A 22,821-nucleotide genomic window follows, 5' to 3' on the forward strand; every position below is an offset into this window, starting at 1 on the left:
GTGCCTTGGAGGTCCCGGCACCTCAGCCGGGCCGCGCGTGCGGGACCTCCTGCCAGGTCAGCTGACGTGCAGCGTCAGCTCGGCGGTGTGGAGCCGGCCCGCGGTCTGGAACTGCAGGAAGACCCGCCAGTTGCCGGGCTTGGCGAGCTGGGCGTGGAAGCTCAGGTTCGGGCCACCGTGGTCCCCGCTGACGGGGGTCTCGGGGTGGAGGTGGGCGAACGCCTGGTCACCCTCGTGGAAGGCGCTGATGTGCGCGTAGGTGTCGAGGTAGGGCTGGAGGTCGGTGACGGGCTGCCGGTCCTTCGCGAAGGTCACTGTGAGCGGGTGGGCCATGCGGCCATCGGCTCCCCCTGGACCGTGACGGTGTAGCCGTCGACCGTGGCCGTGGTCGAGGCCGCCAGCAGCGGGGTGGTGGCGCTACCCGGGACGGTGGCGGACGGAGATGGACACGCACGACGAACCGGCAGGCTTGGCCTGGCTGCCGTGGTGCAGCTCAGCGCTGCCGAGGACCACGTCGGCGTTGGCCGAGGCCATGTGCTCGGTCGCGGCGGGGGCGTTGCCGTCAGCCACGGCCGGCATCTGCGCGGCGGCCATCGGGGCGTGACAGCCGTCGGCGGCCGAGGCGGGAAGGCCGCTTCGGCCGCGGCCTGGACGCGACGATGACCGGGATCGCCGGGTCACCCGGCTCGGCCCTCTCGCCCCGTACCCCGGTTCCGGATGAGCTGCCCCGCAGCGCTGAGGACCCGCGCCCAGCCTTGTAGGCCTGTACCCCCAGGGGGTATATATGAGAGTAGGAGAATATACCCCCACAGGGTACCGTGCGGGAAGAACGGCACATGCCGGATCCGGCACGCCCGACTCGGCATCCCCGCCCAGGAGGCACTCGATGAACGGATCCAGCTCCGACAAGCACTTGGCCCTTAACCGGCTCCGCCGGATCGAGGGCCAAGTGCGAGGCCTCCAGCGCCTGGTGGAGGAGGACACCTACTGCCCGAACGTCCTCACCCAAGTCTCCGCGACCACCCGCGCCCTGCAGGCGTTCGCCCTCAGCCTGCTCGACCGGCATCTCGGGCACTGCGTCACAGACGCGATCGCGACGGGCGGGGACGAGGCGCAGGCCAGGGTTCGGGAGGCGTCTGCGGCCATCGCCCGGCTCGTCCGCTCTTGACCAAACCTCGCGGCGTTTCCACAGGCGCCATAGGAGGCGGTACCGCGACTTCCACGGCCCTGCCGTCCACCGGGACGGCAGGGCCGTTCGCACACCCGAGCCCGGTCAGCAGTGCCGGGACACCCGTCGGGGATCGGCCCAGGCCACCGGCTGCGCGGCAGCCCGACCGCGCCGGACCACAGCCGAACGGCCCGCCGCCGACCCGGACGGGGGTACCGGGTCGGCGGCGGGCCGGGCAGGTGGACGGGGTCAGACCGCAGCAGGCTGCTCCTCCGTCGCCTCGGCGGCTGCCGCCGGGGCGTTGCCGGTGCGGATCGTGACAGCCGAGGCCACGGCGCCGACGGCGGCGATCGCGGCGGCGCCGAGGAATGCGGCTGAGAAGCCGTGGGTCAGCGCGGTCGCGTCACCCAGCTCCCGGGAGCCGTGGGCGGCGGCAATGGCGGTCATTGCGGCGAGGCCGAGGGCGGAGCCGACCTGGTAGCCGGTGTTGACGATGCCGGAGGCGAGGCCGCCCTCCTCCGGGCGGGCGCTGGAGAGCGCAGTGCCCAGCGACGGGATGAAGGCGAGCGACATGCCGACCGCCGCGAGCAGCGAGGCAGGCAGGACGTCGATGACGAAGGTGCCGTCCGGGCGGGCGAAGGAGAGCCAGAGCATCCCGCCGGCCAGCGCGAGCAGCCCGACGACGATCAGCGGCTTGGGGCCGAAGCGGGCGATCAGCCGGGGCGCCAGCACGATCATCATCACCATGATGGCGGCCGTCATCGGCAGCAGGGCGGCGCCGGAGGCGAAGGCCTTCAGGCCGAGCACCTGCTGGAGGTAGAGGTTAAGGAAGAACCACATCGGGATCCACGCCGCGGCCATCAGGAACTGGGCGAGGTTGGCGCCGGCCAGGTTGGGGCTGCGCCAGATGCCGAGGCGCATCAGCGGTTCGCGCCGCTTGGCCTGGATCACGACGAAGGCGCCGATCAGCAGGGCACCGACGGCGAGGACCAGCCAGGTGCTCGCCGAGCCCCAACCCGTCTCCGGGGCGCGGACGATGGCGTAGACGGAGGTGGCCAGGCCCGCAGTGACGGTAATGGCGCCGAACCAGTCCACAGAGCCGCGCCGGGCCTGGGCGGCCGGCATCACGCCCGGCGCCATCGCGAGCACCACGACGGCGACCGGGATGTTGACGAAGAACACCCACTCCCAGCTGAGGTACTGGGTGATCACGCCGCCGAGGAACACACCTGCGGTGCCGCCGGCCGGCGCCGCCGCGCCGTACAGGGCGAGGGCCTTGCCGAGCTCCTTCGGCTGGCCGCCGAAGAGCATCATCAGCAGGGTGAGCGCGGAGGGCGCGATGAGCGCGGACCCGGCGCCCTGGAGGGCGCGACCGGCGAGCTCGACCCAGGCCGTTCCGGCCAGGCCTGCGACCAGCGAGCCGACCGCGAGCACGGCCCAGCCGGTGGCGAACAGCCGCTTCGCCCCCAGCAGGTCGGACAGCCGGCCGCCGAGCAGCAGCAATCCGCCGAACGCGACGACGTAGGCGTTGAAGACCCAGGACAGGTTCTCCTGCGAGAACCCGAGCGCGGTCTGCATCTTGGGCAGCGCGACGCCGATGATCGAAGTGTCCATGATCACCATGAACTGGGCGAGCGCGATCAGGCCGAGCGCAGTCCAACGGCGCGGCGAGGGTGGTGCACTGAGGTCCGACATGACCAGACTCCTGTACCTGGGAGGGGTATATCTGAGAACGCACTCAACATACCCCCACGGGGTATGTTGAGCAAGGGGTTCGTCACGCATCGCAGCGACGCGCGCCCGCCGGCCCGGAAGGCCTCAGGTGCGGCCCCGAAGGATTCAGCGCAACAGTTCGACGGCGGGTTGCGGTTCCGCTTCCGCCGCAGCCCGCGCCCGGCCGCGCCGTTGCGCCGCCCGCGCCACCAGGGCGCCGGCCGCGCCGAGGGCGCACAGCGCGGTCGCGGCGAGGACGGCGTGATTGGTCCCGTCGGCCGCGGCCCGAGCGGTGGCGGGCCCGCCGAGCCCCATGAGGGTCACGGTGACGGCGACGCCGAGCGAGGAGCCGAGATAGCGTGCCGTGTTGTTGGCGCCCGAGCCCATCGCCGCGCGGTGAGCGGGAACACTGGTGACGGCCAGTCGGCCGAGGGCCGCGTTGAGGATCCCGCTGCCGACGCCCGCCACCGCCAGCCCCGGCACGAGCCGCAGCCACGAGTCGTCCGGCCGCAGCCCGAGCAGGGCGACTTCACCGACTCCGCAGATCAGGAGCCCGATCGCGAGCTGGGCAATGCCACCGATCCGGTCGGCCAGTCTGCGAGCCTGGAGCGCCGCCGCCACGGACAGCCCGGACCAGATGGCGAGGACGCCGCTGGCCGCGAGCGAAGACAGGCCGAGGGCGCGCTGGAGGGCCGACGGCAGACAGCTCATCAGGCCGACGATTGCCAGCCCCGTGAACAGGGCTCCGCCGGTCGCGGCGACGAAGCCCGGATCCCGGAACAGTCGCAGGTCGAGTATGGGTTCGGCCGTGTGCGCCTCAACGAACGCGAAGGCGACGAGCAGCAGGATCCCGACCGCGAGCAGGACGAGCACGATCGGCCGCCCCCAGCCGTACCGGCCTTCGGCCAGCCCGGCGATCAGGGCGGCGGTCCCGTTCCCGAGAGTGAGGACGCCGGGCAGGTCGATCCGGCGCGGAGTAGCGGCCCGCGACTCGTCGAGACCCGCCACGGCGACCACCACGAGCAACGCCGCCAGGGCCGCCAACCCCCAGTACACGGCACGCCAGCCCAGCCACTGCTCCGCCAGGGCCGCGTACACCGGCCCGACCGCGATCCCCAGCCCCACCGCCGCGCCCCACACGCCGAGCGCCCGCACCCTGGCCGGGCCGCCCGGGTAGGCCTCGCCGATCAGACCGAGGCTGGGCGCGAGCAGAGCCGCGGACGCGGCACCCTGGACGACCCGGGCGGCGAGGAACACGGCGACGGTCGGAGCTGCGGCCGCCACGGCGCTGGAGAGCACTAGGAGCACCGCGCCGGCGGTGAACACCCGCTTGCGGCCCCGGTCGTCGGCGAGGCTCCCGGCGGCCAGCAGGAGCGCGGAGAGGCCGACGAGTGTCCCGGTGAGCACCCAGGTCTGTGCGGTGGGCCCCGCGTGCAGCCCCACCGCCGTAGGCGTGAGCGTGGTCATCGGCACGGTGTACGCCACGAGGACCAGAAACGTGCCATAGGCCGCGGTCGCCAGGACGCTACGACTTCGACGGGCTGTCATACCGGACTCTCCCCACAGTCGAGTCGGCCCGAGCGGCATCGGCGGCTCACGGAACCTGAGCGGGCGTCGGCAGCACGCAGTGCGGCGGAGGCCGCGCAGGCCACGAGACATCTGGTCGCCGGGTGACGGATCACCCGCAGCAGCGTCGCGGCAGGTGCGGGCAGCGTGCCAGCACCGGGCGAAGCGTTCGATTCCATGACCGATCCCCTCGTCGCCTTCATGGCACGTGCACCCCGCCCCACCCATGACTACCCATTGGGGGTATGGGTGCGGGGACTCCGCGCCGGAGTCCTGGTCGACAGGCTGGTGCCCAACTCGGCCGAGCCGACGGCACATCACAATGCCCATCGGCCATCCTGCCAACGTTGCGGAATATACCCTAGGGGGGTACGGTTTAGCTAGCAATCGGAAAGGAGGCAGGTCGATGAACACCCCGACGCGCCTGGCCGCGTTCACACTGGGGCTGGCGGTCGTCTTCGGCGGAGCGGTCGGCATCGGTCACGCGGTGGGCCCGATCGACTCGGCGAAGGACACCGGCGGCGCCGAACACCAGCACGGCACGACGGCCGCCGCACATGGCCCGGAACACGAGCACCACGGCACGGAGGACGGAGCCGCGGCGCCTGCCGCGGGCGCGCTCGCGGCCTTCGACCACGGATACTCGCTCCAGGCCGGTCCGGAGCAACTGACCGCCGGGCAATCCGCCGACCTGAGCTTCACCGTCCGCGGCCCGAACGGCGCTCCGGTCACTTCCTACCTCACCCAGCACGGCAAGGACCTTCATCTGATCCTGGTCCGCACCGATCTGGCGGGCTACCAGCACGTTCACCCGACCCTGGCGGCCGACGGCAGCTGGCACGTCCCCGTGACCTTCCCGGCCGCCGGCGCCTACCGGATGGTCGCCGACTTCACCCCCTCCGGGGCCACATCGGCCGTCACGCTGGGCACCGGCCTCTCCGTTGCGGGCGACTACCGGCCCCAACAGCCGACGCCGCCCGCCGCCACCGCCGAGACCGACGGGTACACCGTCGCCCTGGACGGCCGGCTGGAGGCCGGCAAGTCCTCCCGGGTGAAGCTGCGGATCAGCCGTGACGGCGCGCCCGTGACCGATCTGGAGCCCTACCTGGGCGCCTACGGCCACCTCGTGGCGATCCGGGCCGGCGACCTCGGCTACCTGCACGTCCACCCCGAGGGCGAGCCGGGAGACGGTCGCACCGCGGCCGGGCCCGAGGTGTCCTTCTCCGTCGAAGCCCCGACGGCCGGCGACTACCGGCTGTTCCTGGACTTCCAGCACGCCGGCGCGGTCCACACCGCCGCCTTCTCCGTCCACGCCGACGCCACCACCGGAAGCGAGGGGGCGCATGAGTAACACAGTCCAGGGCGCGGCCGTGCAGGCCGCCGAGACCGAGCAGGTCGAGCTCCTCATCGGCGGAATGACCTGTGCCTCCTGCGCCGCCCGGATCGAGAAGCGGCTGAACCGGATGGACGGCGTCAGCGCCACCGTCAACTACGCGACCGAGAAGGCCAAGGTCGCCTACGCGGCCGGCATCGCGCCCGAGGACCTGGTCGCCGAGGTGGAGAAGGCCGGGTACACCGCCGCCCTCCCGCTTCCGCCCCTCGCCGAGGGTGAACAGATCGGATCCGGGGCGGCAACCGAGCACGACCCGGTGGCGTCCCTGCGTCAGCGCCTGCTCGTCTCACTGGTCCTGACGGTACCGGTGATCCTCCTGGCGATGGTGCCCGCCTTCCAGTTCACCTTCTGGCAGTGGCTGTCGCTGACCCTCGCGGCCCCGGTTGTCGTGTACGGCGCCTGGCCGTTCCACAAGGCCGCCTGGACCAACCTGCGGCATGGCGCCGCCACCATGGACACCCTGATCTCGATAGGGACCATCGCGGCCATGGGCTGGTCGCTGTACGCGCTGTTCCTCGGCACCGCCGGCACCCCGGGCATGACCCACCCGTTCAGCCTGACCATCGGGCACACCGACGGCGCCGGGAACATCTACCTGGAAGCCGCGGCCGGCGTCACCACTTTCATCCTCGCCGGACGGTACTTCGAGGCGCGTTCCAAGCGCCGCGCCGGATCGGCCCTGCGCGCGCTGCTGGAACTCGGCGCCAACGATGTGTCGGTGATCCGCGACGGCCGTGAGGAGCGCATCCCGATCGGGCAACTGGGCGTCGGCGACGTGTTCGTGGTACGCCCCGGCGAGAAGGTCGCCACCGACGGCGTCATAGTCGAGGGCACCTCGGCCATCGACGCCAGCATGCTCACCGGGGAATCCGTCCCGGTCGAGGTCTCCCCCGGCGACACCGTGACCGGCGCCACCGTCAACGCGGGCGGGCGGCTGCTGGTCCGCGCGGAGCGCGTCGGCGCGGATACCCAACTCGCCCAGATGGCCAAGCTGGTGGAGGACGCGCAGAACGGCAAGGCCGAGGTGCAGCGGCTCGCCGACCGGGTCTCCGGGATCTTCGTCCCCGTCGTCATCGCCCTCGCCGTGGCCACCCTCGGCTTCTGGCTGGGCGCCGGCGCGGGCATCAGCTCCGCCTTCACCGCGGCGGTCGCCGTCCTGATCATCGCCTGCCCGTGCGCGCTCGGGCTCGCCACCCCGACCGCACTGATGGTCGGCACCGGGCGCGGCGCCCAGCTCGGCATCCTCATCAAGGGACCCGAGGTGCTGGAGTCGACCCACCGCATCGACACCGTGGTGCTCGACAAGACCGGCACCGTCACCACTGGCCAGATGGCGCTGGTCGAGGTGATCCCCGCCGAGGGCGAGGACGCCGACCAGGTGCTCCGGCTGGCCGGAGCGCTGGAGGACGCCTCCGAGCACCCGATCGCCCGAGCCATCGCCAAGGGCGCCGTCCAGCGTGTGGGCGAGCTACCCCCGGTCGAGGACTTCGCCAGCATCGAGGGCCTCGGGGTCCAGGGCGTGGTGGTCGACGGCCAGGTCACCCGGGCCGTCCTGGTCGGCCGGACCAGGCTGCTGGAGGAGTGGAGCCAGCACCTGGACCCCGAGTTGGAGCGGGCCAAGGCGAAGGCGGAAGCCGCCGGCCGGACCGCCGTCGCGGTCGGCTGGGACGGCCAGGCCCGAGGCGTGCTCGTCGTGGCCGACACCGTCAAGCCCACCTCCGCCGAGGCGATCCGCCGACTGCGCCGGCTCGGCCTCTCCCCCGTGCTGCTGACCGGCGACAACGAGGCCGTCGCCCGGTCCGTGGCCGCCGAGGTCGGGATCGACGAGGTCATCGCGGAGGTTCTGCCGGCCGACAAGGCCGAGGTCGTCCGGCGCCTGCAGTCCGAGGGCCGCCGGGTGGCCATGGCCGGCGACGGCGTCAACGACGCCGCCGCACTCGCCCAGGCCGACCTCGGACTCGCGATGGGCACCGGCACCGACGTGGCGATCGAGGCGGCCGACCTGACCCTGGTCCGCGGCGACCTGCTGGTGGCGGCGGACGCAATCCGGCTCTCCCGCCGGACTCTGACCACCATCAAGTCCAACCTCTTCTGGGCCTTCGCCTACAACGTGGCGGCCCTGCCACTCGCCGCGGCCGGCCTCCTGAACCCCATGATCGCCGGCGCCGCCATGGCGTTCTCCTCGGTGTTCGTGGTGTCCAACAGCCTCCGGCTGCGCCGCTTCCGGGCCCTCCCGGAGCCCGGCGCGGCCGACTGAGGTGACGGCGGCCGGCCAGCCCGTGATCGGGTCGGCCGGCCGCCGCTACTTTTCCGAGCTTTCCGGATTTACTAAGTACATTCCCAGAACTTCCGGATGTCGAACCGGACTTGATTTCGCTTTATGGCTCCGATCTACTGGCTCCCGAAACCGCCCGCTCGCCGAAACGAGGATCGACGGATGGACCCCACGGTGGAGCTGCGCCCTGCCTGCCAGGCTGAAGCCGCGGCCATCTCCCAGCTCCTCGCGGCCTGTTGGCGCCTGGACTACGCCCAGTACCTCGGCGGCCAGCGCACCGAGCATCTGATCGCCTGCTACTGCCCGGTGGACCGGATCGCGGTCGAGATCTCCGGCTCCGGAGCAGGGGACGGTTGGCTGGGGTGGCTGGTGGCCGAGCACGCCGGCCGGGTCGTAGGCGTTGCTGCGGGCGGGATCGCAACCATTGGATCGGGCGAGGTCTATACCTTGTGCGTCGCTCCGGAGCACCGCAGGAAAGGCGTCGGCAGGGGGCTGCTGTCCGCGACCACCGAGCAACAGCGGGCCCGGGGAGCCCGGCAACAATGGGTGAGTGTGTACGGCCCCGACGATCCCTCGCTTCCCTTCCTGTCGGGCTGCGGCTTCGAGGCCACGACCGACGTTCCGCCCAGCTCGGGGCTCCGCCTGCGCAGGACGCTCTGACATCGGAGAGCCGACGCTGGCGTCCACCGGTCGAGGCGTGAATACGCCGTACGGATTCATGGCCCCGGGCACGGGTGAATGCCCAGAATGAAGTGACCCCTCCCAACGCGGAGTTCGTTCACACAGCGCATTCCCGGAGAAGCCATGCAACTGCTCGACGGAAACTCGGACGCACCGGAACGGGCGACCTTTCCGACAGTCGCCGAGCCACCCCTGAGCCCGCACAGCGCCGATATCCTGGAGTACCTCCGGGCGGCCCGGGCCACCGGCGGGCCCATCCTGGACCTCGGAGCAGGTGCAGGACGGTTCGCGGTCCCACTGGCGCGCCTCGGATTCGACGTTGACGCGGTAGACCGCGACGCCCCCTCCCTCGCCAGTCTCCGCGAGTGGGCCGGCCGCCGGAACGTCCGGCCTGGGCGCGTGACCACCGTCGAGGCGGAACTGAACGGACTCAGGCTGCGCCGTGCGTACGGACTGGTCATGCTGGCCGGCGACACGGCACTGGAGCTCCCCGCCACCGCACGCCCGGCACTGTTCCGGGAAATCGCCGCACACCTCCGGGAGGGAGGCGCCCTGGCGCTCGACTACATCACCGCTCGCCGACCCGGACTCCACTCGGCCCGTCCCGAAACCGCCTCCGTGCTCGACGACTTGCGTTCGACCGGCCTTCGGATCCACCGGAGGGACACCCGCCCTTTGGCCGACGGCCTGGAGAGCACCTTCCTGCTCTGCGGACCGCGCCGCTGACCGCCGGAGCTCGGCGAATTGTGTTGCGAGAACGTAACGGCTTGTCAGGTAGCATCCCTACCACACTGAATGTGGAGGGGGCTGCACGTGGCGAGTTCAGGCAACGGAAAATCTTCCGAACAGGCGTTTTCCGTGTATCAGGAGCTCCGCGTCCGTGGTTCGGGCCGCTTCTCCGAGTTGGCCGCGGAGCTGGGCCTGTCCCCGGCCCAGACCGATGACTGCCGTGCCGAACTCCGACACCTGGGCCTGATCAGCGCTGACGGATCCGACGAGCTCGCCGACCACGTGACCGCGGTCGACCCGGAAGTCGCCCTCCTACGCGTCCTCGCACGCGAGACCCAGGAAGTGCGGTTACGCCAGGAACGCACGCAGCAGTCCTACGCCGCCGTCGAGGAACTCACCCGCCGCTACCTCCGTGGCGGCGGTGTCTTCCCCTCGGAGGTGGAGGTCGAGGTCCTGACCGGCAGGCGCCGGATCCAGCAGACCCTGGAGGACCTCTCGGACACCGTCCGGACCGAGATCGCCTCGATGCACCCCGGCGCCCTGCCCACCGGGGAGTTCCTGACCGCCGGTCTGGACCGCGACCGGCGCCTGATCGCGGCCGGAGCCCAGGTCCGGGCCATCTACCAGCAGCGTTTTCTCGCGGTCCCGGCCCTGGCGGAGTTCTTCCAGCGGCAGATCGAACTCGGCGTGGAGGTACGCCTCGCCCCCGTCGTCCCCCTGAACATGATCGTCAGCGACCGTCGGCTCGCCCTGCTGCCGATCGATCCGGACGACCACGACGCGGGCGCCATCCTGGCGCGGGGCCCGGCGCTCGTCCGCTCGTACACCGCGCTCTACGACTACTGCTGGCACACCTCGGCCGTCCTCGGCCGCACCGAGGAGTACCGGCACGGCGCCGACCGGCTGACCGACCAGCAGCAGGCCGCGATCCGGATGCTGGCGGCCGGCATGAAGGACGAGAAGATCGCCCGTTCGCTGGGGATATCGCTGCGCACGCTGAGCCGGCTGCTGTCGGAGGTCATGCAGGAGCTCGGGGCCTCCAGCAGGTTCGAGGCGGGGGTGCGCGCCACCAAACTGGGCTGGCTGGACTGAGCCGGCCCGGCTGAACGGCCTCCGCCGCACGCGCAAGAGGTACGATGAGACCAAATCTTTGGTCGACCTCTGGTAGGGCTGATGGCGAGCGACACTCTGGCTGCGGACCGTGAAGGCGCCATCCAACTGCTCCGCGACGTCGGACTGCGGGTGACCGGCCCCCGGTTGGAGGTACTGCAACTGCTGGCCGCCGAGCCCCATCAGGACGTCGAGTCGATCACCGAGGCTGCCCGATCCCGGCTCGGCACGCTCACCAGCCAGGCGGTGTACGAGATGCTCCGCAATTTCATGGAGACCGGCCTGGTGCGCAAGTTCGAACGCCCGGGGCGCACCGCGGTGTTCGAGCTGTCCGGTCCCCCGCACCAGCACGCGCTCTGCAGCCAGTGCGGCCGGGTGGCAAACGTCGAGGTCGAGCTTCCGCCCGCGCCGATGAAGGGGCTGCGGGGGTGGCGGATCGGCGACACCGAGCTGGTGTTCCTCGGTGAGTGCCCGGACTGCCGCGGGCGCCGGCCGAAGTGACCGGCCGGCGCCCGGGGCGGCCTGACCGCTGACGGTCGCGCTGCCGCGACGGTCAGTTGCCGCTGACGGGCACGGCCGCCGGGCTCGTGGTCGGCCAGACGATGTCGGCCTGGACGGCCTTCGCCGCACCTCCGGTCGAGGCCGGGCTCGTGGTCGGCCAGACGATGTCGGCCTGGACGGCCTTCGCCGCACCTCCGCTCGGGGCCGGGCTCGTGGTCGGCCAGACGATCTCGGCCCGCTGGACCTGTGCCGGAGCCGGGGCGGTCAGCGTGGGGGCCGGCCACACGATGTCGGCCCGCACGGCCGAAGCCGGGGCCGAGGGGGTCGGCGCCGGCCAGACGATGCCGCTGTCGGCCGGCTTCGCCCCGGTGGTGGCGGAGCCCTCGGCGGCGAACGCGATCGCGCCCAGTGCGGTGGCCGCCAGGGCCGGGGCGACGAAGCGAACGACGATCCGCCGGTTGCGAGCAAACATGCTGGTTCCTCCAGGAGTTGGGGTGTGGCGCGCTCCTCGGTTCCCGTGCCGTCGGTCTCCGGGGCGCTGATTCCATGGTGTCCGTCCCGAGCCCCGGACTCCAGGCTTTCTCAAGTCGCGCTCAGGCCATGGCGCGCTTCTGCCACAGAACCGGACACCCCGCTTCCGGAGCCGACGGCCAAGGAGCGACCACCAGTTCGAGTGAAACAAATATTTGGTCATCTCAAATCTTGTGCTAGCCTCGGACAGAGGGTGGGGTGACCCACACCTCGGGCGGGCACTGCGCCCCATTCCTCCAGGAGGGGAGCCCGCTCCGGGCAGGGGCGTGCCGTCGCCCCTGCCCTCTCCCTGACGGTCCCGGGCCGTCAGGACGCGGCACGCACCAGACGGCCCAGCTCCGCCCGTTCGGCCACGGCGGCGGCGTAGACGGCCGCGGTGGCCCGGGCACAGGTGTCCCAGCCGAAGCACCGGGCATGCCGGAGAGCCTCCCGGCCGAGGCGCTCGCCCTCCCCGGGGAGGGCCGCCAGACGCCCGAGTACGGCCGCGTAGTCCTCGGGACGATGGCCCTGCACCAGGTGGCCCGTGACACCGTCGCGCACCGCCACCGTGAGCCCGCCGACGGCCGCGGCGAGCACCGGTGTGCCGCAGGCCTGGGCCTCCAACGCGACCAGCCCGAAGGACTCGCTGTGCGACGGCATCACCACGACATCCGCGGCGCGGTACCAGTCAGCCAGTTCCGGGCGCCCCAGCGCGGGCAGGAAGCGGACCACCTCCGACAGTCCGAGGCCGGCGGCCAAGTGGCGGTACTCGTCCGGCCGTTCGGTGCCGGTGCCACTGTTTCCGCCGATCAACGGAACGATCAGTCGCCGGGCGAGCTCCGGACGACGGCGCAGCAGCACAGCAACCGCGTGGAGGAGCACATCCGGGCCCTTGAGTGGCTGTATCCGGCCGGCGAACATGGGGATGACTGCGCCGGGCGGCAGGCCCAGGCGCCGTCGGGCCGCCGCCCGCCCGTCGGCGGGACGGAAGGTGCCGAGGTCCACTCCGGGGTGGACCACCGCGATCCGCTCCGCGTCGGTGCCGTAGTGTCGGACCAGTTCGGCGGCCTCGGCGTGAGTGTTGGCGACCAGGCGGTCCGCCGTGTCGGCCAGCGCGCACTCGCCGAGGATGCGGATGTCCGGCTCCGGCCGGTCCGCGGCGGCGAGAGCCGCGTTCTTCGTCCGGGCCATGGTGTGCATCGAGTGGATGAGCGGAACGTCCCACCGCCGACCGAGGGCCACTCCGACCTGCCCGGACAACCAGTAGTGGGAGTGCACGGCCTGGTACGTCAGCCGCTCCGTCGCTGCCGTCCGCAGCACCGAGGCCGTGAAGTCCGTTAGCACGGCTGGCAGTTCCTCCTTGGCGAGCCGTCGGCGGCCACCCTCGTCCATGTACCAGACGCGCACGCCGGGGGCAGCGATGACGGTTCTGGACGCGGTGGGCGAAACGCTCCGGGTGAAGACGTCCACCTCGATGCCGTGCGCGGCCAGGCGCCGAGCGAGTTCGAGGACGTAGACGTTCATCCCGCCGGCATCACCGGTGCCCGGCCGGTCCAGGGGCGACGTGTGCACGCTGAGCATGGCGACCCGGCGGACCGGCCGACCGGCTGCGGGGACGTGCGGGCGACGGCTCGACGTCGGCATGGGATATCTCCTTCGGGCGGGCGTGGCCGGAGGGCGTCCGGCCAGGCAGCGGAAAGGCCCGCTCGGCGACGAGCGGGCCTTGGACGGGTCTTGAGCGGACTTCAGAACCCGAACACGGGACCGGTGGGCGGGGCCAGGCGCGTGCCGGGCCGCGGTGGCTCCAGAGCATCCGGCGCGACGGGACCGCCCGGCCGGTCCCCCAGAGCGCGGGCCAGCCTGGCCGCTCCCTCGGGCATGGCGGGCCAGGCCCACGCCGCGAGTGCCCGGGCCACCGCCAGCTGGGCGGCGAGTGCGGCGCGGTAGCACTCGCGTCCGCCGACCCGGTCCCGCTCGTACGCGTTGACCAGCTGGAAGTCCGTGACCAGGCGGACCGCCTCGTCGAGCAGGGCAATCGCCCGGCGAGGGTCGAAGGTCTCGATGTCGTAGGCGGTGCGCAGCTCGGCCACGGTGCCGGACAACCGGTCGTGCAGGTAGACCCAGCCCGTGCCGCCGGCCCGCGCTTCCGGCACCAGTCCGTGGCAGTCCTCGCGCAGCGCGGCGAAGAGCCGGGTGAGCCAGGGGTTCCAGGTGTCGTCCAGGAACTGCCGGGCGTGGTCCAGCTCCTCGGGGACGAAGTCGGCCGGTCGGCCGAGCGGCCGCCCGGACAGCACGTGGCGGCGCAGTGCGTCCGAGCCGGCGTCGGTCAGCGCGTCGAGCGCCCACACCGCGTGCCGTTGCCCCGTCGACATCTTCCGGCCCTGGTAGTGGTAGAAATCGTTGACCCGGTAGCCGGTGGGCGCCGGGAGCCCGAGGCAGCCGAGCAGGGCCGGCAGCACGACCACCTGGAGGTGTGCGTGGTCGTAGCCGAAGAACTGCAGCGAGCCGACCGGCGGTTCGGTGGTCCGGTGCGCCGCCAGCACATGCGCGGCGGCGTGCTCGAAGCGGGAGTCGATGCGCTGGTCCTCGAATTCGGGCACCGTCACCTCGATGCCCCAGTCGGCCGGATGGCTGACCGCCAGCTCGGCGAGCCCGTCGCGGGTGAGCTGCTCGCACAGGACGGACAGTCGCGGCGGCATCGGCGTCACGGCCCAGAACTCCAGCAGCCGGTCGCGGTGTGCCTCCAGAGGCAGGTAGAGCCGCCGGCACTGCCGCAGCTGCGCCGGTGTCCCGCACAGCACGCAGGCCGGGTCGAGCAGGTCACCGCAGTCGTTCGGGCGGGCGCAACTCTGGCAGACGTTGCCGCGGGCGGGCGCGCCGCAGTACGGGCAGCCGCCGGTGACCAGGACTCCGTGCAGCCAGCGGTCGCACGGCTGGCAGTAGGGCAGCAGACGGCTGCGCGCGACGACGACCCCGTCGGCGTGCAGCTTGGCGAGCAAGTCCTGGACGTGCAGGCGATAGCCGGCCTCGCCGAGCGGCTGCGGCAGGTCGTCGAACTCCACGCCGGCCCGCTGCCAGTCCACGGTGATGCTCTCGGCGTAGCCGTCGGCGACCTCTTCGGCCTTGCGGCCCTGGACGAGCGCGCACAGCTGCACGGCGGTGTCGAACTGGTCGATCGCGCCGGTCAGCCGTGCCGGCCGGCCATCCGACCGGAGGAAGCGGCGCAGCACGTCGGCCGCCACGTAGGGACCTGCCAGGTGACCCAGGTGCAGCTCACCGTCAGCAGTCGGCGGGGTCGCGGTGATCCAGATCGGTGTGGTCGATGCGGTCATGAAGGTGCCTCCTTGCCGTGGTCGTCCTCATCGCGGCTCGAAGTGGAAGGAGCGGATGAAGCAGTCCCTGGGCTGGTCGACCGCGAAGGTGATGCAGTCGAAGAGCGCCTGGGCGGTCAGCCGGTCGCGCGGGCCGGCGGCGGTTCCGTCCCATTCGGCGGCATGCGGATCGCTGGTGGAGAAGTCGGGCGGGTAGAGCGCCATGACGCGGACGCCGGCCGGGCGCAGCCGGCGGGCGAGCACGTCCGCAAAGCCCGCCTGCGCGCTCTTGGCAGCGTGGAAGGCCTCGTGCACCGGTGAGCCGTCCGCCGTGTCCGCCCCGGCGACGGAGACCATGTTGACGATGTCGGGGCGGGTAGAGGCCCGTAGCAGCGGCAGGAAGTGCTTGACCATCAGGACGGTCCCGCCGGCCGTGGCCCCGATCGTCTCCACGATCTGCTCGTCCGAGGCGGACTCCAACTCCACCCCGCCGAGCCAGCGTGCCCCGTTGTTGACCAGCAGGTCGACCCGGTCGGTTAGTTCACCGACCTGCCGGGCGAACCGGGCGATCTCCGCCGGTCGGCTGAGGTCGCAGCCGAAGGTGTGGATCCGGCTCGCCGCGGCCCCCTCGATCTGCCCGCCGACGACGTCTGCGGCGGCCTTGGTGCGAGCGGAGACGAACACCTCGGCCCCCAGGTGGGCGAAGCCCACGGCCAGGGAGCGGCCGAACGGGCGGGACGCTCCCGTGACGACGACCCGCAGGTTGTGGAATCTCATGGACACGTCCTTCTGTCGTACGGCCGGACGGAGGCGGACTGGGTGATAGGGACGCCAACCGGCCGTGCCGGGGCCGTGGTCGGCACCAGGGGGGTACGTGCCGTGCACGGCCTCACCACGCAGCAGCGGAACCCTGGGGGTGACCGGGCGAGGACGCCGCGCGACCATGCGTCCGGGCATCGACGGTCAGGTCTGCGTTCGGTGACAGACCTGTGGTCGGCGGCCGTCCTCGCCGGCGCCGAACTCATCGTCTCAGCCGGAAAGCGGCTGGTGAGCCCGGTGGCACGGCGTGAACGTGCCGTGGCGTGTGGCCGCCAGTGCAAGGGGGCGGTCTGGGCTCTGGAGCTTGTCGTCAGACTCCTGCCGGCGCGGCGAGTTCGACGACAGGCGCCAGGCGGATCGAACCGGTGGTGCGCACACGCTTGCGGCCGATGCCGATCCGCTCGATCCGCAGGTCGGGCCAGACTCCGGTGGCGTGCACAGTCACGACGGTCGGGCCGGCGGGCGTCAGCAGCCGGACCGCCGTTCCGGCGGCGCCCTCGGTCCGGGCGAGCCGGTGGGGCACCGTACCGGGGACGGCGATCGCACCGGCCAGGCAGATCGCGCCCGTCAGCGCGACGCTCGGGTGCCATCCGCCCGCGGTGACGGCCCGCACCGGAAGGCCGTCCGGCTCCGCCGCACCGACCAGGGCGATCTTCGGCAGACCGCCGTGGGCGGGGCGGCCGAGCCGCTCGGCCGCGGTGGTTCGGATCGCCTCCAGCGTCCGGAGCGTCGACGCGTCCGCGGCGAACAGCCGGTGACGGTCGGCCAGGTGGAGCGCGGTCGCGTCGAGGAAGACGTAGGGGTTGCCGAGGCTCACCAGCGAGGCGGGGTAGCGGCCCCGGGCGGTGGTCACCAGGTCCAGGGGGCGCCCGGTCGGCAGGAGGTCCGTGGCGGAGGCCGCCGGCGCGGGCTCGAACTGGAGGGTGAACTCGCGGTGGCCGCCTCGCACGCCGTCCAGTCGGCACACCAGGGCGGGGCCTCCGCCGGTGCTGCGCAGCCGCGCTCGGCTTCCCGGACGCATTGGGGGCAGCCAGCCCTGCTCCTCCGCCACAGCCGTGACGGCCAGTGCCGAGTGGCCGCAGCTGGCCGTGAAGTCGAGCCGGTCGGCGCCGCCGGGCAGGCCCTGGACGAAGCGGTAGTCCAGGTGGAACCCGGGGACGGCGGAGGGCGAGGCCAAAGCGAACTTCAGGACGTGCCCGGCACCGGAGACCGCCAGTGCGCGGCGGATGCCGGCCAGCACCGGCCGCAGCCACCGCTCGTCGTCGGGGAGCTGCGCCGCGTCGAGCACCAGGGTCGGGCAGGGAGCGCCGACGGCCTGGGCGAAGTGCCCGATCACGGCCCGGCCGGGGCGGCTCGCCCCGAGCCGTTCAGCCAGAGCTGGTGGATCATCAGCGCCCAGACCGCCCTGGCGGTGGTGTCGTCGGGCACGTTTGCCTGACGGTCCAGCAGTGCCTGGACCCGGTCGGCGCGCAGCCGCCCGTCCCGGCGCAGCCGGTCGGGGTTCAGCACGTCGCGCAGGAACCGCTCGACCGGCTGTCCGGGCGCGAGCATCGCGGCCACCGGGAGGGTGAACGGCTGCTTCGGGCGGCGCAGGACGGGCTCCGGCAGCAGTCCGCGGGCCGCCGCGTAGAGCGGCTTCTTGACCCGCCCGTGGGAGACCTTGAAGTGCTCCGGAAGGCTCTGAGCGAACCGCCGGACCGACGGCTGGCAGTACGGCAGCCGTACCTCGACGGCGGAGGCCATGCTGAGGTGGTCCACCCGGCGCAGGTGGTAAGCGGGCATCCGTTGCTCGGTCTCGAACCGCCAGATTTCCGCCATCCGGTCGGCGCCGGCCAGCTCCGCACCGCGTTCGTCGGCCCGGTCGGCAAGGAGGGCCCGGTAGTCGGTGGTGTACAGCCACTCGCGCATCCGCTGCGGCACGGCCGCCACCTGGTCCAGGTAAGCCGGTGTCCACGGCTCCCCGGCGGGAGTGTCGAGCGCGGTGCGGATGCGGTCGTAGCCGCCGAACAGTTCGTCGGCGCCGTCGCCGGTCAGGGCGACGGTGAAGCCCGCCGTCCGTACGGCCGAGAACAGCAGGTAGGTGGACACCGTGATCGGGTCCGCATTGGGCTGGCCGAGGTGGGCGACCGTGCGCGGGAGGAGTTCGGGCAGGTCGGCCGGGTCGAGTTCGACCTCGTGATGGACCGCGCCGCTGCGCCGAGCGACCTCCGCGGCGAACCGGCGCTCGTCGTACGGCCAGTCGCCGCGGTGGACGAGGGTGAAGGCGTGCAGCTCCGGAAGGTGCTCGCGGGCCAGCGCGGTGACCAGCCCGGAGTCGAGACCACCGCTCGTGATCACACTCACCGGAACGTCCGCGCGGGCGAGCCGCCCGACCTCCTGGCGCAGCAGGGCCAGCGTCCGGCGGCCGACGGCCGCTTCGTCTGCGGGACACTCCGTCGCGGCCGGTGCCGGCCGACGGTCGATCCGAAGGCCACCCGAAACGGTGAACCGCGCGACGGCGGCCGGCGGCAGGGCGCGGACGTGCTCGTACATGGTCCTTTCGCCGAGCGGTGTCCGGAACCTCAGGTACTGGTCGAGGCCGGGCCCCCACACCTCGCCCCGCACGGAGGGGAAGGCGAGCAGGGCAGGCAGCTCGGAGGCGAACTGTAGGGTGCCGCCGTCCTGGTGGTAGTACAGCGGCTTCATGCCGAGCGGATCGGTGGCGAGCAGCAGCGTGGGCTCCGCACGCAGGTCGAGCACGGCGATCGCGAACATCCCGTCGAGCTGCTCGACGAACCCCGGCCCGTATTCGGCGTAGAGCGCCGGGAGGACCGAGCCGTCGCACCGGTCGGGGACGTGGTATCCGTGGGCCAGCAGGCGCAGACGCAGCTCGTCGTGGTTGTAGATCTCGCCGTTGAAGGCGACCAGGATCTCCCGCCCGAGCCGGTACGGTTGCGTACCGCCCTCGGGATCGGTGACGGCCAGCCTGTTGCAGCCCAGTGCCCAGCCGCCGCCGGAGAGCACCGTCCGGCGGTCCGGGCCGCCGTGCCGCTGCCGATCCGACACTCGGGCCAGGTCCTCGCCCACGGCAGCGGGGCCGAGCCGGCCGAAGATCCTGCACATCGCGCCCACCACCTCACTGGTGCGGTTTCTTCATTTCTTTGGCTTGTCCAAATGACGCCATGTCCGGTGTGTGCCACCGAATTTCGTTGTGCACGGCAGTCCCCGGCGGCGAAGCTGACGATGTCCAGCTGCCGAGAAGGAGACCTGATGAGCGAGAGCCAGGAGGCACCGCCGGACCGCGTCCTGGTGCTGACCGCACACCCCGACGACACCGAGTTCTGCGTCGCCGGCACGGTCATGCAGTGGACGGCCCTCGGGACGGAAGTCACCTACTGCGTGCTGACCGACGGCGACAGCGGCGGCTACGACGACGGCCTGCCCCGCCAGTCGATCTCACCGCTGCGCCGCGCCGAACAGCGGGCCGCCGCCGGCTACGCCGGGGTGCGCGAGGTGCGCTTCCTCGGCTACCCGGACGGTCGGTTGGAGCCGAGCATCGAACTGCGCCGGGACATCGCCCGGGTGATCCGCCAGGTCCGCCCGCAGGTGGTGCTGATGCCGAGCCCGGAGATCAACTGGGCCCGGATCGCCGACACCCACCCGGACCACCGGGCGGCCGGCGAGGCGGCGCTGCGCGCCGTCTACCCGGACGCCCGCAACCCCTACGCGCACCCGGAGTTGCGCGCGCAGGGGCTGGAGGCGTGGGAGGTGCCGGAGATCTGGCTGATCATGGGTCCGTCACCGAACCATTTCGTGGACGTCACCGACCTGTTCGAGCGGAAGCTGGCCGCGCTGCGCCTGCACACCTCGCAGACTGCCCACGTGGCCGATCTGGAGGCGCTGCTGCGCCGCTGGCAGACCGAGCACGCCGTGTCCGGCGGTTTGCCGGCCGGCCGGCTCGCCGAGGCGTTCCAGGTGATCCGGCTCTGACCGCCCTGGCGTCAGCGGTAGATGACCAGTTCCTCGCGCCGCGCCCCGGCCAGCGAGTACCGTTCCGGAGCCACGGGTCTGCCGGTGTACATCCGGATCAACGTGCCCTCGTCGCTGCTCAACTGGGCGGCTGCTCGGCCGTCCACGAGGTTCCCGAGCAGCCACGACCCGCGCGGGGTGAAAGCGCAGACCCGGGGGGTGCTCCGCTCCCGGCTCACCGTGGCCAGCAGGGCCAGCGCGTCGTCCAGCCCGAGGCCCTCGTACGCCCCCGGCTCGCCCAGCGCGTCGCGGACGTCCCCGGCATGCACCCACTCCCCCAGCGCGATGACGTCCAGCTCGCCGCCGGCAGCCTCGATGGCTGGCCCGGCCTCGGTCATCCCGTACTCCAGCTCGTCGAGGATGCGGTCCAGCGACCAGTCGGCCCGCTCGGCGACGTCCTGGGCGTTGTGCTCGGGGGTGAAGGCCGGCAGCCGCCCCTCGATGATGCGTACCAGCGCCGCGCCGCAGTGGGCCAGCACCTCGCGTACGTTCCAGTCGGGACAGGCCGTCGGGCGCTCGAAGTCCTCGGGCGGTGTTCGCCGGAGCAGGGGCAGCAGCGTCTCGCGTTCCGTGCGCAGCAGCCTTCCCGGACGCTCCGGGTCACGTCGTGCGGTCATGGTGCAAGCTCTTCCCTCGTGTTGGGACGGGTGGTCAGTAGCGGTACTGCTCCGGTTTGTACGGGCCCTCGACCGGAACGCCGATGTAGTCGGCCTGCTCCTGGGTCAGGGTGGTCAGCTTCACGCCCAGCGCGTCCAGGTGCAGACGGGCGACCTTCTCGTCCAGGTGCTTCGGCAGCACGTAGACGCCGATCGGGTACTGCTCCGTCTTCGTGAACAGCTCGATCTGCGCGATCGTCTGGTTCGCGAAGGAGTTGGACATCACGAAGGACGGGTGGCCGGTCGCGTTGCCCAGGTTCAGCAGACGGCCCTCGGAGAGGACGATGACGGTGCGGCCGTCGGCCTTGCGCCACTCGTGGACCTGCGGCTTCACCTCGGTCTTCACGACACCCGGCAGCTGCGCCAGGCCGGCCATGTCGATCTCGTTGTCGAAGTGGCCGATGTTGCCCACGATGGCCTGGTGCTTCATCCGGGCCATGTGCGAGGCCATGATGATGTCCTTGTTGCCCGTGGTCGTGATGAAGATGTCGGCCGTCTCGACCACGTCCTCCAGGGTGGTGACCTGGTAGCCGTCCATCGCCGCCTGGAGCGCGCAGATCGGGTCGATCTCGGTGACGATGACGCGGGCACCCTGGCCGCGCAGCGACTCGGCGCAGCCCTTGCCGACGTCGCCGTAGCCGCAGACGACCGCGACCTTGCCGCCGATCAGGACGTCGGTGGCGCGGTTGATGCCGTCGATGAGCGAGTGGCGGCAACCGTACTTGTTGTCGAACTTCGACTTGGTGACCGAGTCGTTGACGTTGATCGCCGGGAACAGCAGCTGGCCGTCACGGTGCATCTCGTACAGGCGGTGGACACCGGTGGTGGTCTCCTCGGTCACGCCCTTGATGGTGGCGGCGACCTCGGTCCACTTGTTCGGGGTCTCCTCGAGGGTGCGGTTGAGCAGCTCCAGGATGATCCGGAACTCGTCGTTGTCCGCGGTGGACGGGTCCGGAGCGGCACCGGCCTTCTCGAACTCGACGCCCTTGTGGATCAGCAGGGTGGCGTCGCCGCCGTCGTCCAGGATCATGTTCGGGGTCTTGCCGTCAGGCCAGGTGAGCGCCTGCTCGGTGCACCACCAGTACTCCTCCAGGGTCTCGCCCTTCCAGGCGAAGACCGGCACGCCCTGCGGGTTCTCCGGGGTGCCCTCCGGGCCGACGGCGATGGCCGCGGCGGCGTGGTCCTGGGTGGAGAAGATGTTGCACGAGCACCAGCGGACCTCGGCGCCCAGCGCCGTCAGGGTCTCGATCAGCACGGCGGTCTGCACGGTCATGTGCAGCGAACCGGTGATCCAGGCTCCGGCCAGCGGCTGCGCCTCGGCGTACTCGGCGCGGATCGACATCAGGCCGGGCATCTCGTGCTCGGCCAGCTGGATCTCCTTGCGGCCGAACGCCGCCAGGGAAAGGTCGGCGACCTTGAAGTCACCGGTCGTGTTCGTCATGGAAGTCCTCCGGAAAGTTGGTTAGGCGGCTTGGGCGGTGGGGTGGTCCAGGCCGAGGTTGCGGTAGATCTCCAGGGCCGCCGTCGACCGGTTCAACGTGATGAAGTGCAGACCCGGTGCGCCCTCGGCGAGCAGTTGTTCCGCCATCCGGGTCGCGTGGTCGACCCCGATGCGGTGCGCTGCCGCCGGGTCCTCGCTAGCCGCCTCGAGACGGCGGGCGAGGTCGGCCGGGAACGTGGCGTTGCTGAGCTGGGCGAAGCGGCCGATCTGGCGGACGTCGGTCGCAGGCATGACCTCCGGGATGACCGGGGTGTCGCAGCCCGCCGCGGCCAGCCGGTCCCTCAGCCGCAGGTAGTGCGCCACGTCGAAGAACATCTGGGTGACGGCGTAGTCCGCGCCGGCCCGGCACTTGGCGACGAAGTGTCGGATGTCGCTCTCCCAGTCGGGTGAGCGCGGGTGCCGCTCCGGGAAGGCGGCGACACCCACCGTGAACGCACCGCACTCCTTGAGGAGTTGTACGAGCTCGGCAGCGTAGGTGAGGCCCTGCGGGTGCGGTTGCCAGGTGCCACGCGGATCACCCGGCGGGTCCCCCCGCAGGGCCAGCACGTCCCGGATCCCGGCGTCCGCGTAACGCCGAATGATCGCCCGGAGTTCGGCCGTCGCATGCCCCACGGCCGTCAGATGGGCCACCGGCCGCAACGTCGTCTGCGCGGCCATCCGTTCGGTGGTGGCGATCGTCCGGTCGCGGGAGGATCCGCCGGCTCCGTAGGTCACCGAAACGAAGGTCGGCGCCACGACCTCCACCCGCCGGATCGCCTCCCACAGGGCGCGCTCGCCGGTGTCGTCCCTGGCGGGAAAGAACTCGAAGGAGTACGTCCGCTCGCCCGCCGCCAGGATGTCGCGCAGGCTACGCGGCTTCGGCCCGGTGGACCGGTTCATG

At 71.9% G+C, this 22,821-nt stretch carries 21 protein-coding genes; 8 read left to right on the forward strand and 13 right to left on the reverse strand.

What is annotated here, in order from left to right:
* Positions 1-57 precede the first annotated feature (57 nt).
* Together O1G21_RS03865 and O1G21_RS03870 are read right to left on the reverse strand one after the other, a co-directional pair.
* Positions 58-333, reverse strand: coding sequence for a hypothetical protein (locus tag O1G21_RS03865; protein ID WP_270140739.1), 276 nt, complete (start codon positions 331-333; stop codon positions 58-60).
* An 84-nt stretch (positions 334-417) separates the two neighbouring features.
* Positions 418-570 carry a hypothetical protein gene (locus tag O1G21_RS03870; RefSeq protein ID WP_270140756.1) on the reverse strand — a complete coding sequence of 51 codons (153 nt, stop codon included), beginning with the start codon at positions 568-570 and terminating at the stop codon, positions 418-420.
* A 316-nt stretch (positions 571-886) separates the two neighbouring features.
* On the opposite strand from O1G21_RS03870, the gene O1G21_RS03875 reads away from it, so the two are divergent.
* Positions 887-1,168, forward strand: a complete 282-nt coding sequence (locus O1G21_RS03875) for a metal-sensitive transcriptional regulator (RefSeq protein WP_405000587.1) — start codon at positions 887-889, stop codon at positions 1,166-1,168.
* Positions 1,169-1,417: 249 nt separating this feature from the next.
* On the opposite strand, the gene O1G21_RS03880 is transcribed toward O1G21_RS03875, so the two are convergent.
* Positions 1,418-2,863, reverse strand: coding sequence for an MFS transporter (locus O1G21_RS03880; protein ID WP_270140758.1), 1,446 nt, complete (start codon positions 2,861-2,863; stop codon positions 1,418-1,420).
* Positions 2,864-3,007: 144 nt separating this feature from the next.
* Positions 3,008-4,429: an MFS transporter gene (locus O1G21_RS03885; RefSeq protein WP_270140759.1), complete on the reverse strand. Its 1,422-nt coding sequence runs from the start codon at positions 4,427-4,429 to the stop codon at positions 3,008-3,010.
* A gap of 424 nt (positions 4,430-4,853) precedes the next feature.
* Between O1G21_RS03885 and O1G21_RS03890 the strand changes: the two genes are divergently transcribed.
* From O1G21_RS03890 to O1G21_RS03915, 6 genes are all read left to right on the forward strand, one after another.
* Positions 4,854-5,798, forward strand: coding sequence for a hypothetical protein (locus O1G21_RS03890; protein ID WP_270140761.1), 945 nt, complete (start codon positions 4,854-4,856; stop codon positions 5,796-5,798).
* Complete coding sequence (locus O1G21_RS03895) at positions 5,791-8,097, forward strand: heavy metal translocating P-type ATPase (protein ID WP_270140763.1); 2,307 nt, start codon at positions 5,791-5,793, stop codon at positions 8,095-8,097. Before O1G21_RS03890 ends, O1G21_RS03895 begins: the two co-directional genes overlap by 8 nt.
* Positions 8,098-8,277: 180 nt before the next feature.
* A complete protein-coding gene (locus tag O1G21_RS03900; protein ID WP_270140765.1) occupies positions 8,278-8,775 on the forward strand; it encodes a GNAT family N-acetyltransferase in 498 nt (165 codons plus the stop codon).
* Between the two features lie 144 nt (positions 8,776-8,919).
* On the forward strand, positions 8,920-9,522 hold the full coding sequence (locus O1G21_RS03905) for a class I SAM-dependent methyltransferase (RefSeq protein WP_270140767.1): 603 nt from the start codon (positions 8,920-8,922) through the stop codon (positions 9,520-9,522).
* A 132-nt stretch (positions 9,523-9,654) separates the two neighbouring features.
* Positions 9,655-10,617, forward strand: coding sequence for a helix-turn-helix domain-containing protein (locus O1G21_RS03910; RefSeq protein WP_270140769.1), 963 nt, complete (start codon positions 9,655-9,657; stop codon positions 10,615-10,617).
* Positions 10,618-10,698: 81 nt separating this feature from the next.
* A complete protein-coding gene (locus O1G21_RS03915; RefSeq protein WP_270140771.1) occupies positions 10,699-11,136 on the forward strand; it encodes a Fur family transcriptional regulator in 438 nt (145 codons plus the stop codon).
* Positions 11,137-11,188: 52 nt separating this feature from the next.
* Here O1G21_RS03915 and O1G21_RS03920 read toward each other — a convergent pair whose 3' ends face one another.
* The 6 genes from O1G21_RS03920 to asnB all read right to left on the reverse strand — a co-directional run bounded on the left by O1G21_RS03920 (position 11,189) and on the right by asnB (position 18,878).
* Complete coding sequence (locus O1G21_RS03920) at positions 11,189-11,608, reverse strand: hypothetical protein (protein WP_270140773.1); 420 nt, start codon at positions 11,606-11,608, stop codon at positions 11,189-11,191.
* A 365-nt stretch (positions 11,609-11,973) separates the two neighbouring features.
* Positions 11,974-13,290 (reverse strand): D-inositol-3-phosphate glycosyltransferase, encoded by a 1,317-nt coding sequence (gene mshA, locus O1G21_RS03925; protein WP_270140775.1) that lies wholly within the window; start codon positions 13,288-13,290, stop codon positions 11,974-11,976.
* Positions 13,291-13,391: 101 nt separating this feature from the next.
* A complete protein-coding gene (locus O1G21_RS03930; RefSeq protein WP_270140777.1) occupies positions 13,392-14,978 on the reverse strand; it encodes a class I tRNA ligase family protein in 1,587 nt (528 codons plus the stop codon).
* Positions 14,979-15,005: 27 nt separating this feature from the next.
* Positions 15,006-15,734, reverse strand: a complete 729-nt coding sequence (locus O1G21_RS03935; protein WP_270140778.1) for an SDR family oxidoreductase — start codon at positions 15,732-15,734, stop codon at positions 15,006-15,008.
* 352 nt (positions 15,735-16,086) lie between these two features.
* On the reverse strand, positions 16,087-17,112 hold the full coding sequence (locus tag O1G21_RS03940) for a PrpF domain-containing protein (protein ID WP_270140780.1): 1,026 nt from the start codon (positions 17,110-17,112) through the stop codon (positions 16,087-16,089).
* On the reverse strand, positions 17,109-18,878 hold the full coding sequence (asnB, locus tag O1G21_RS03945) for an asparagine synthase (glutamine-hydrolyzing) (protein ID WP_270140782.1): 1,770 nt from the start codon (positions 18,876-18,878) through the stop codon (positions 17,109-17,111). Before asnB ends, O1G21_RS03940 begins: the two co-directional genes overlap by 4 nt.
* A 147-nt stretch (positions 18,879-19,025) precedes the next feature.
* Here asnB and O1G21_RS03950 point away from each other — a divergent pair, with 147 nt between their 5' ends.
* Entirely contained in the window at positions 19,026-19,745 is a 720-nt protein-coding gene (locus O1G21_RS03950; RefSeq protein WP_270140784.1) for a PIG-L deacetylase family protein, read from the forward strand.
* A gap of 11 nt (positions 19,746-19,756) precedes the next feature.
* Here O1G21_RS03950 and O1G21_RS03955 read toward each other — a convergent pair whose 3' ends face one another.
* Genes O1G21_RS03955 through metF form a run of 3 tightly spaced genes read right to left on the reverse strand, consistent with a single transcriptional unit; the run spans position 19,757 to position 22,820 of the window.
* A complete protein-coding gene (locus O1G21_RS03955; protein WP_270140786.1) occupies positions 19,757-20,401 on the reverse strand; it encodes a maleylpyruvate isomerase family mycothiol-dependent enzyme in 645 nt (214 codons plus the stop codon).
* 34 nt (positions 20,402-20,435) lie between these two features.
* Entirely contained in the window at positions 20,436-21,881 is a 1,446-nt protein-coding gene (ahcY, locus tag O1G21_RS03960) for an adenosylhomocysteinase (RefSeq protein WP_270140788.1), read from the reverse strand.
* Between the two features lie 21 nt (positions 21,882-21,902).
* Entirely contained in the window at positions 21,903-22,820 is a 918-nt protein-coding gene (metF, locus tag O1G21_RS03965; RefSeq protein WP_270140789.1) for a methylenetetrahydrofolate reductase [NAD(P)H], read from the reverse strand.
* Between the last annotated feature and the right edge of the window lies 1 nt (position 22,821).

The organism is Kitasatospora cathayae (assembly GCF_027627435.1).
Classification (GTDB): domain Bacteria; phylum Actinomycetota; class Actinomycetes; order Streptomycetales; family Streptomycetaceae; genus Kitasatospora; species Kitasatospora cathayae.

Bases quoted from the DNA above. Each gene is read 5' to 3' on its own strand.
- O1G21_RS03865 (WP_270140739.1), bottom strand. From the start codon at position 333: ATGGCCCACCCGCTCACAGTGACCTTCGCGAAGGACCGGCAGCCCGTC.
- O1G21_RS03875 (WP_405000587.1), top strand. From the start codon at position 887: ATGAACGGATCCAGCTCCGACAAGCACTTGGCCCTTAACCGGCTCCGC.
- O1G21_RS03880 (WP_270140758.1), bottom strand. From the start codon at position 2,863: ATGTCGGACCTCAGTGCACCACCCTCGCCGCGCCGTTGGACTGCGCTC.
- O1G21_RS03885 (WP_270140759.1), bottom strand. From the start codon at position 4,429: ATGACAGCCCGTCGAAGTCGTAGCGTCCTGGCGACCGCGGCCTATGGC.
- O1G21_RS03890 (WP_270140761.1), top strand. From the start codon at position 4,854: ATGAACACCCCGACGCGCCTGGCCGCGTTCACACTGGGGCTGGCGGTC.
- O1G21_RS03895 (WP_270140763.1), top strand. From the start codon at position 5,791: ATGAGTAACACAGTCCAGGGCGCGGCCGTGCAGGCCGCCGAGACCGAG.
- O1G21_RS03900 (WP_270140765.1), top strand. From the start codon at position 8,278: ATGGACCCCACGGTGGAGCTGCGCCCTGCCTGCCAGGCTGAAGCCGCG.
- O1G21_RS03905 (WP_270140767.1), top strand. From the start codon at position 8,920: ATGCAACTGCTCGACGGAAACTCGGACGCACCGGAACGGGCGACCTTT.
- O1G21_RS03915 (WP_270140771.1), top strand. From the start codon at position 10,699: ATGGCGAGCGACACTCTGGCTGCGGACCGTGAAGGCGCCATCCAACTG.
- O1G21_RS03920 (WP_270140773.1), bottom strand. From the start codon at position 11,608: ATGTTTGCTCGCAACCGGCGGATCGTCGTTCGCTTCGTCGCCCCGGCC.
- mshA (WP_270140775.1), bottom strand. From the start codon at position 13,290: ATGCCGACGTCGAGCCGTCGCCCGCACGTCCCCGCAGCCGGTCGGCCG.
- O1G21_RS03930 (WP_270140777.1), bottom strand. From the start codon at position 14,978: ATGACCGCATCGACCACACCGATCTGGATCACCGCGACCCCGCCGACT.
- O1G21_RS03935 (WP_270140778.1), bottom strand. From the start codon at position 15,734: ATGAGATTCCACAACCTGCGGGTCGTCGTCACGGGAGCGTCCCGCCCG.
- asnB (WP_270140782.1), bottom strand. From the start codon at position 18,878: ATGTGCAGGATCTTCGGCCGGCTCGGCCCCGCTGCCGTGGGCGAGGAC.
- O1G21_RS03950 (WP_270140784.1), top strand. From the start codon at position 19,026: ATGAGCGAGAGCCAGGAGGCACCGCCGGACCGCGTCCTGGTGCTGACC.
- O1G21_RS03955 (WP_270140786.1), bottom strand. From the start codon at position 20,401: ATGACCGCACGACGTGACCCGGAGCGTCCGGGAAGGCTGCTGCGCACG.
- ahcY (WP_270140788.1), bottom strand. From the start codon at position 21,881: ATGACGAACACGACCGGTGACTTCAAGGTCGCCGACCTTTCCCTGGCG.
- metF (WP_270140789.1), bottom strand. From the start codon at position 22,820: ATGAACCGGTCCACCGGGCCGAAGCCGCGTAGCCTGCGCGACATCCTG.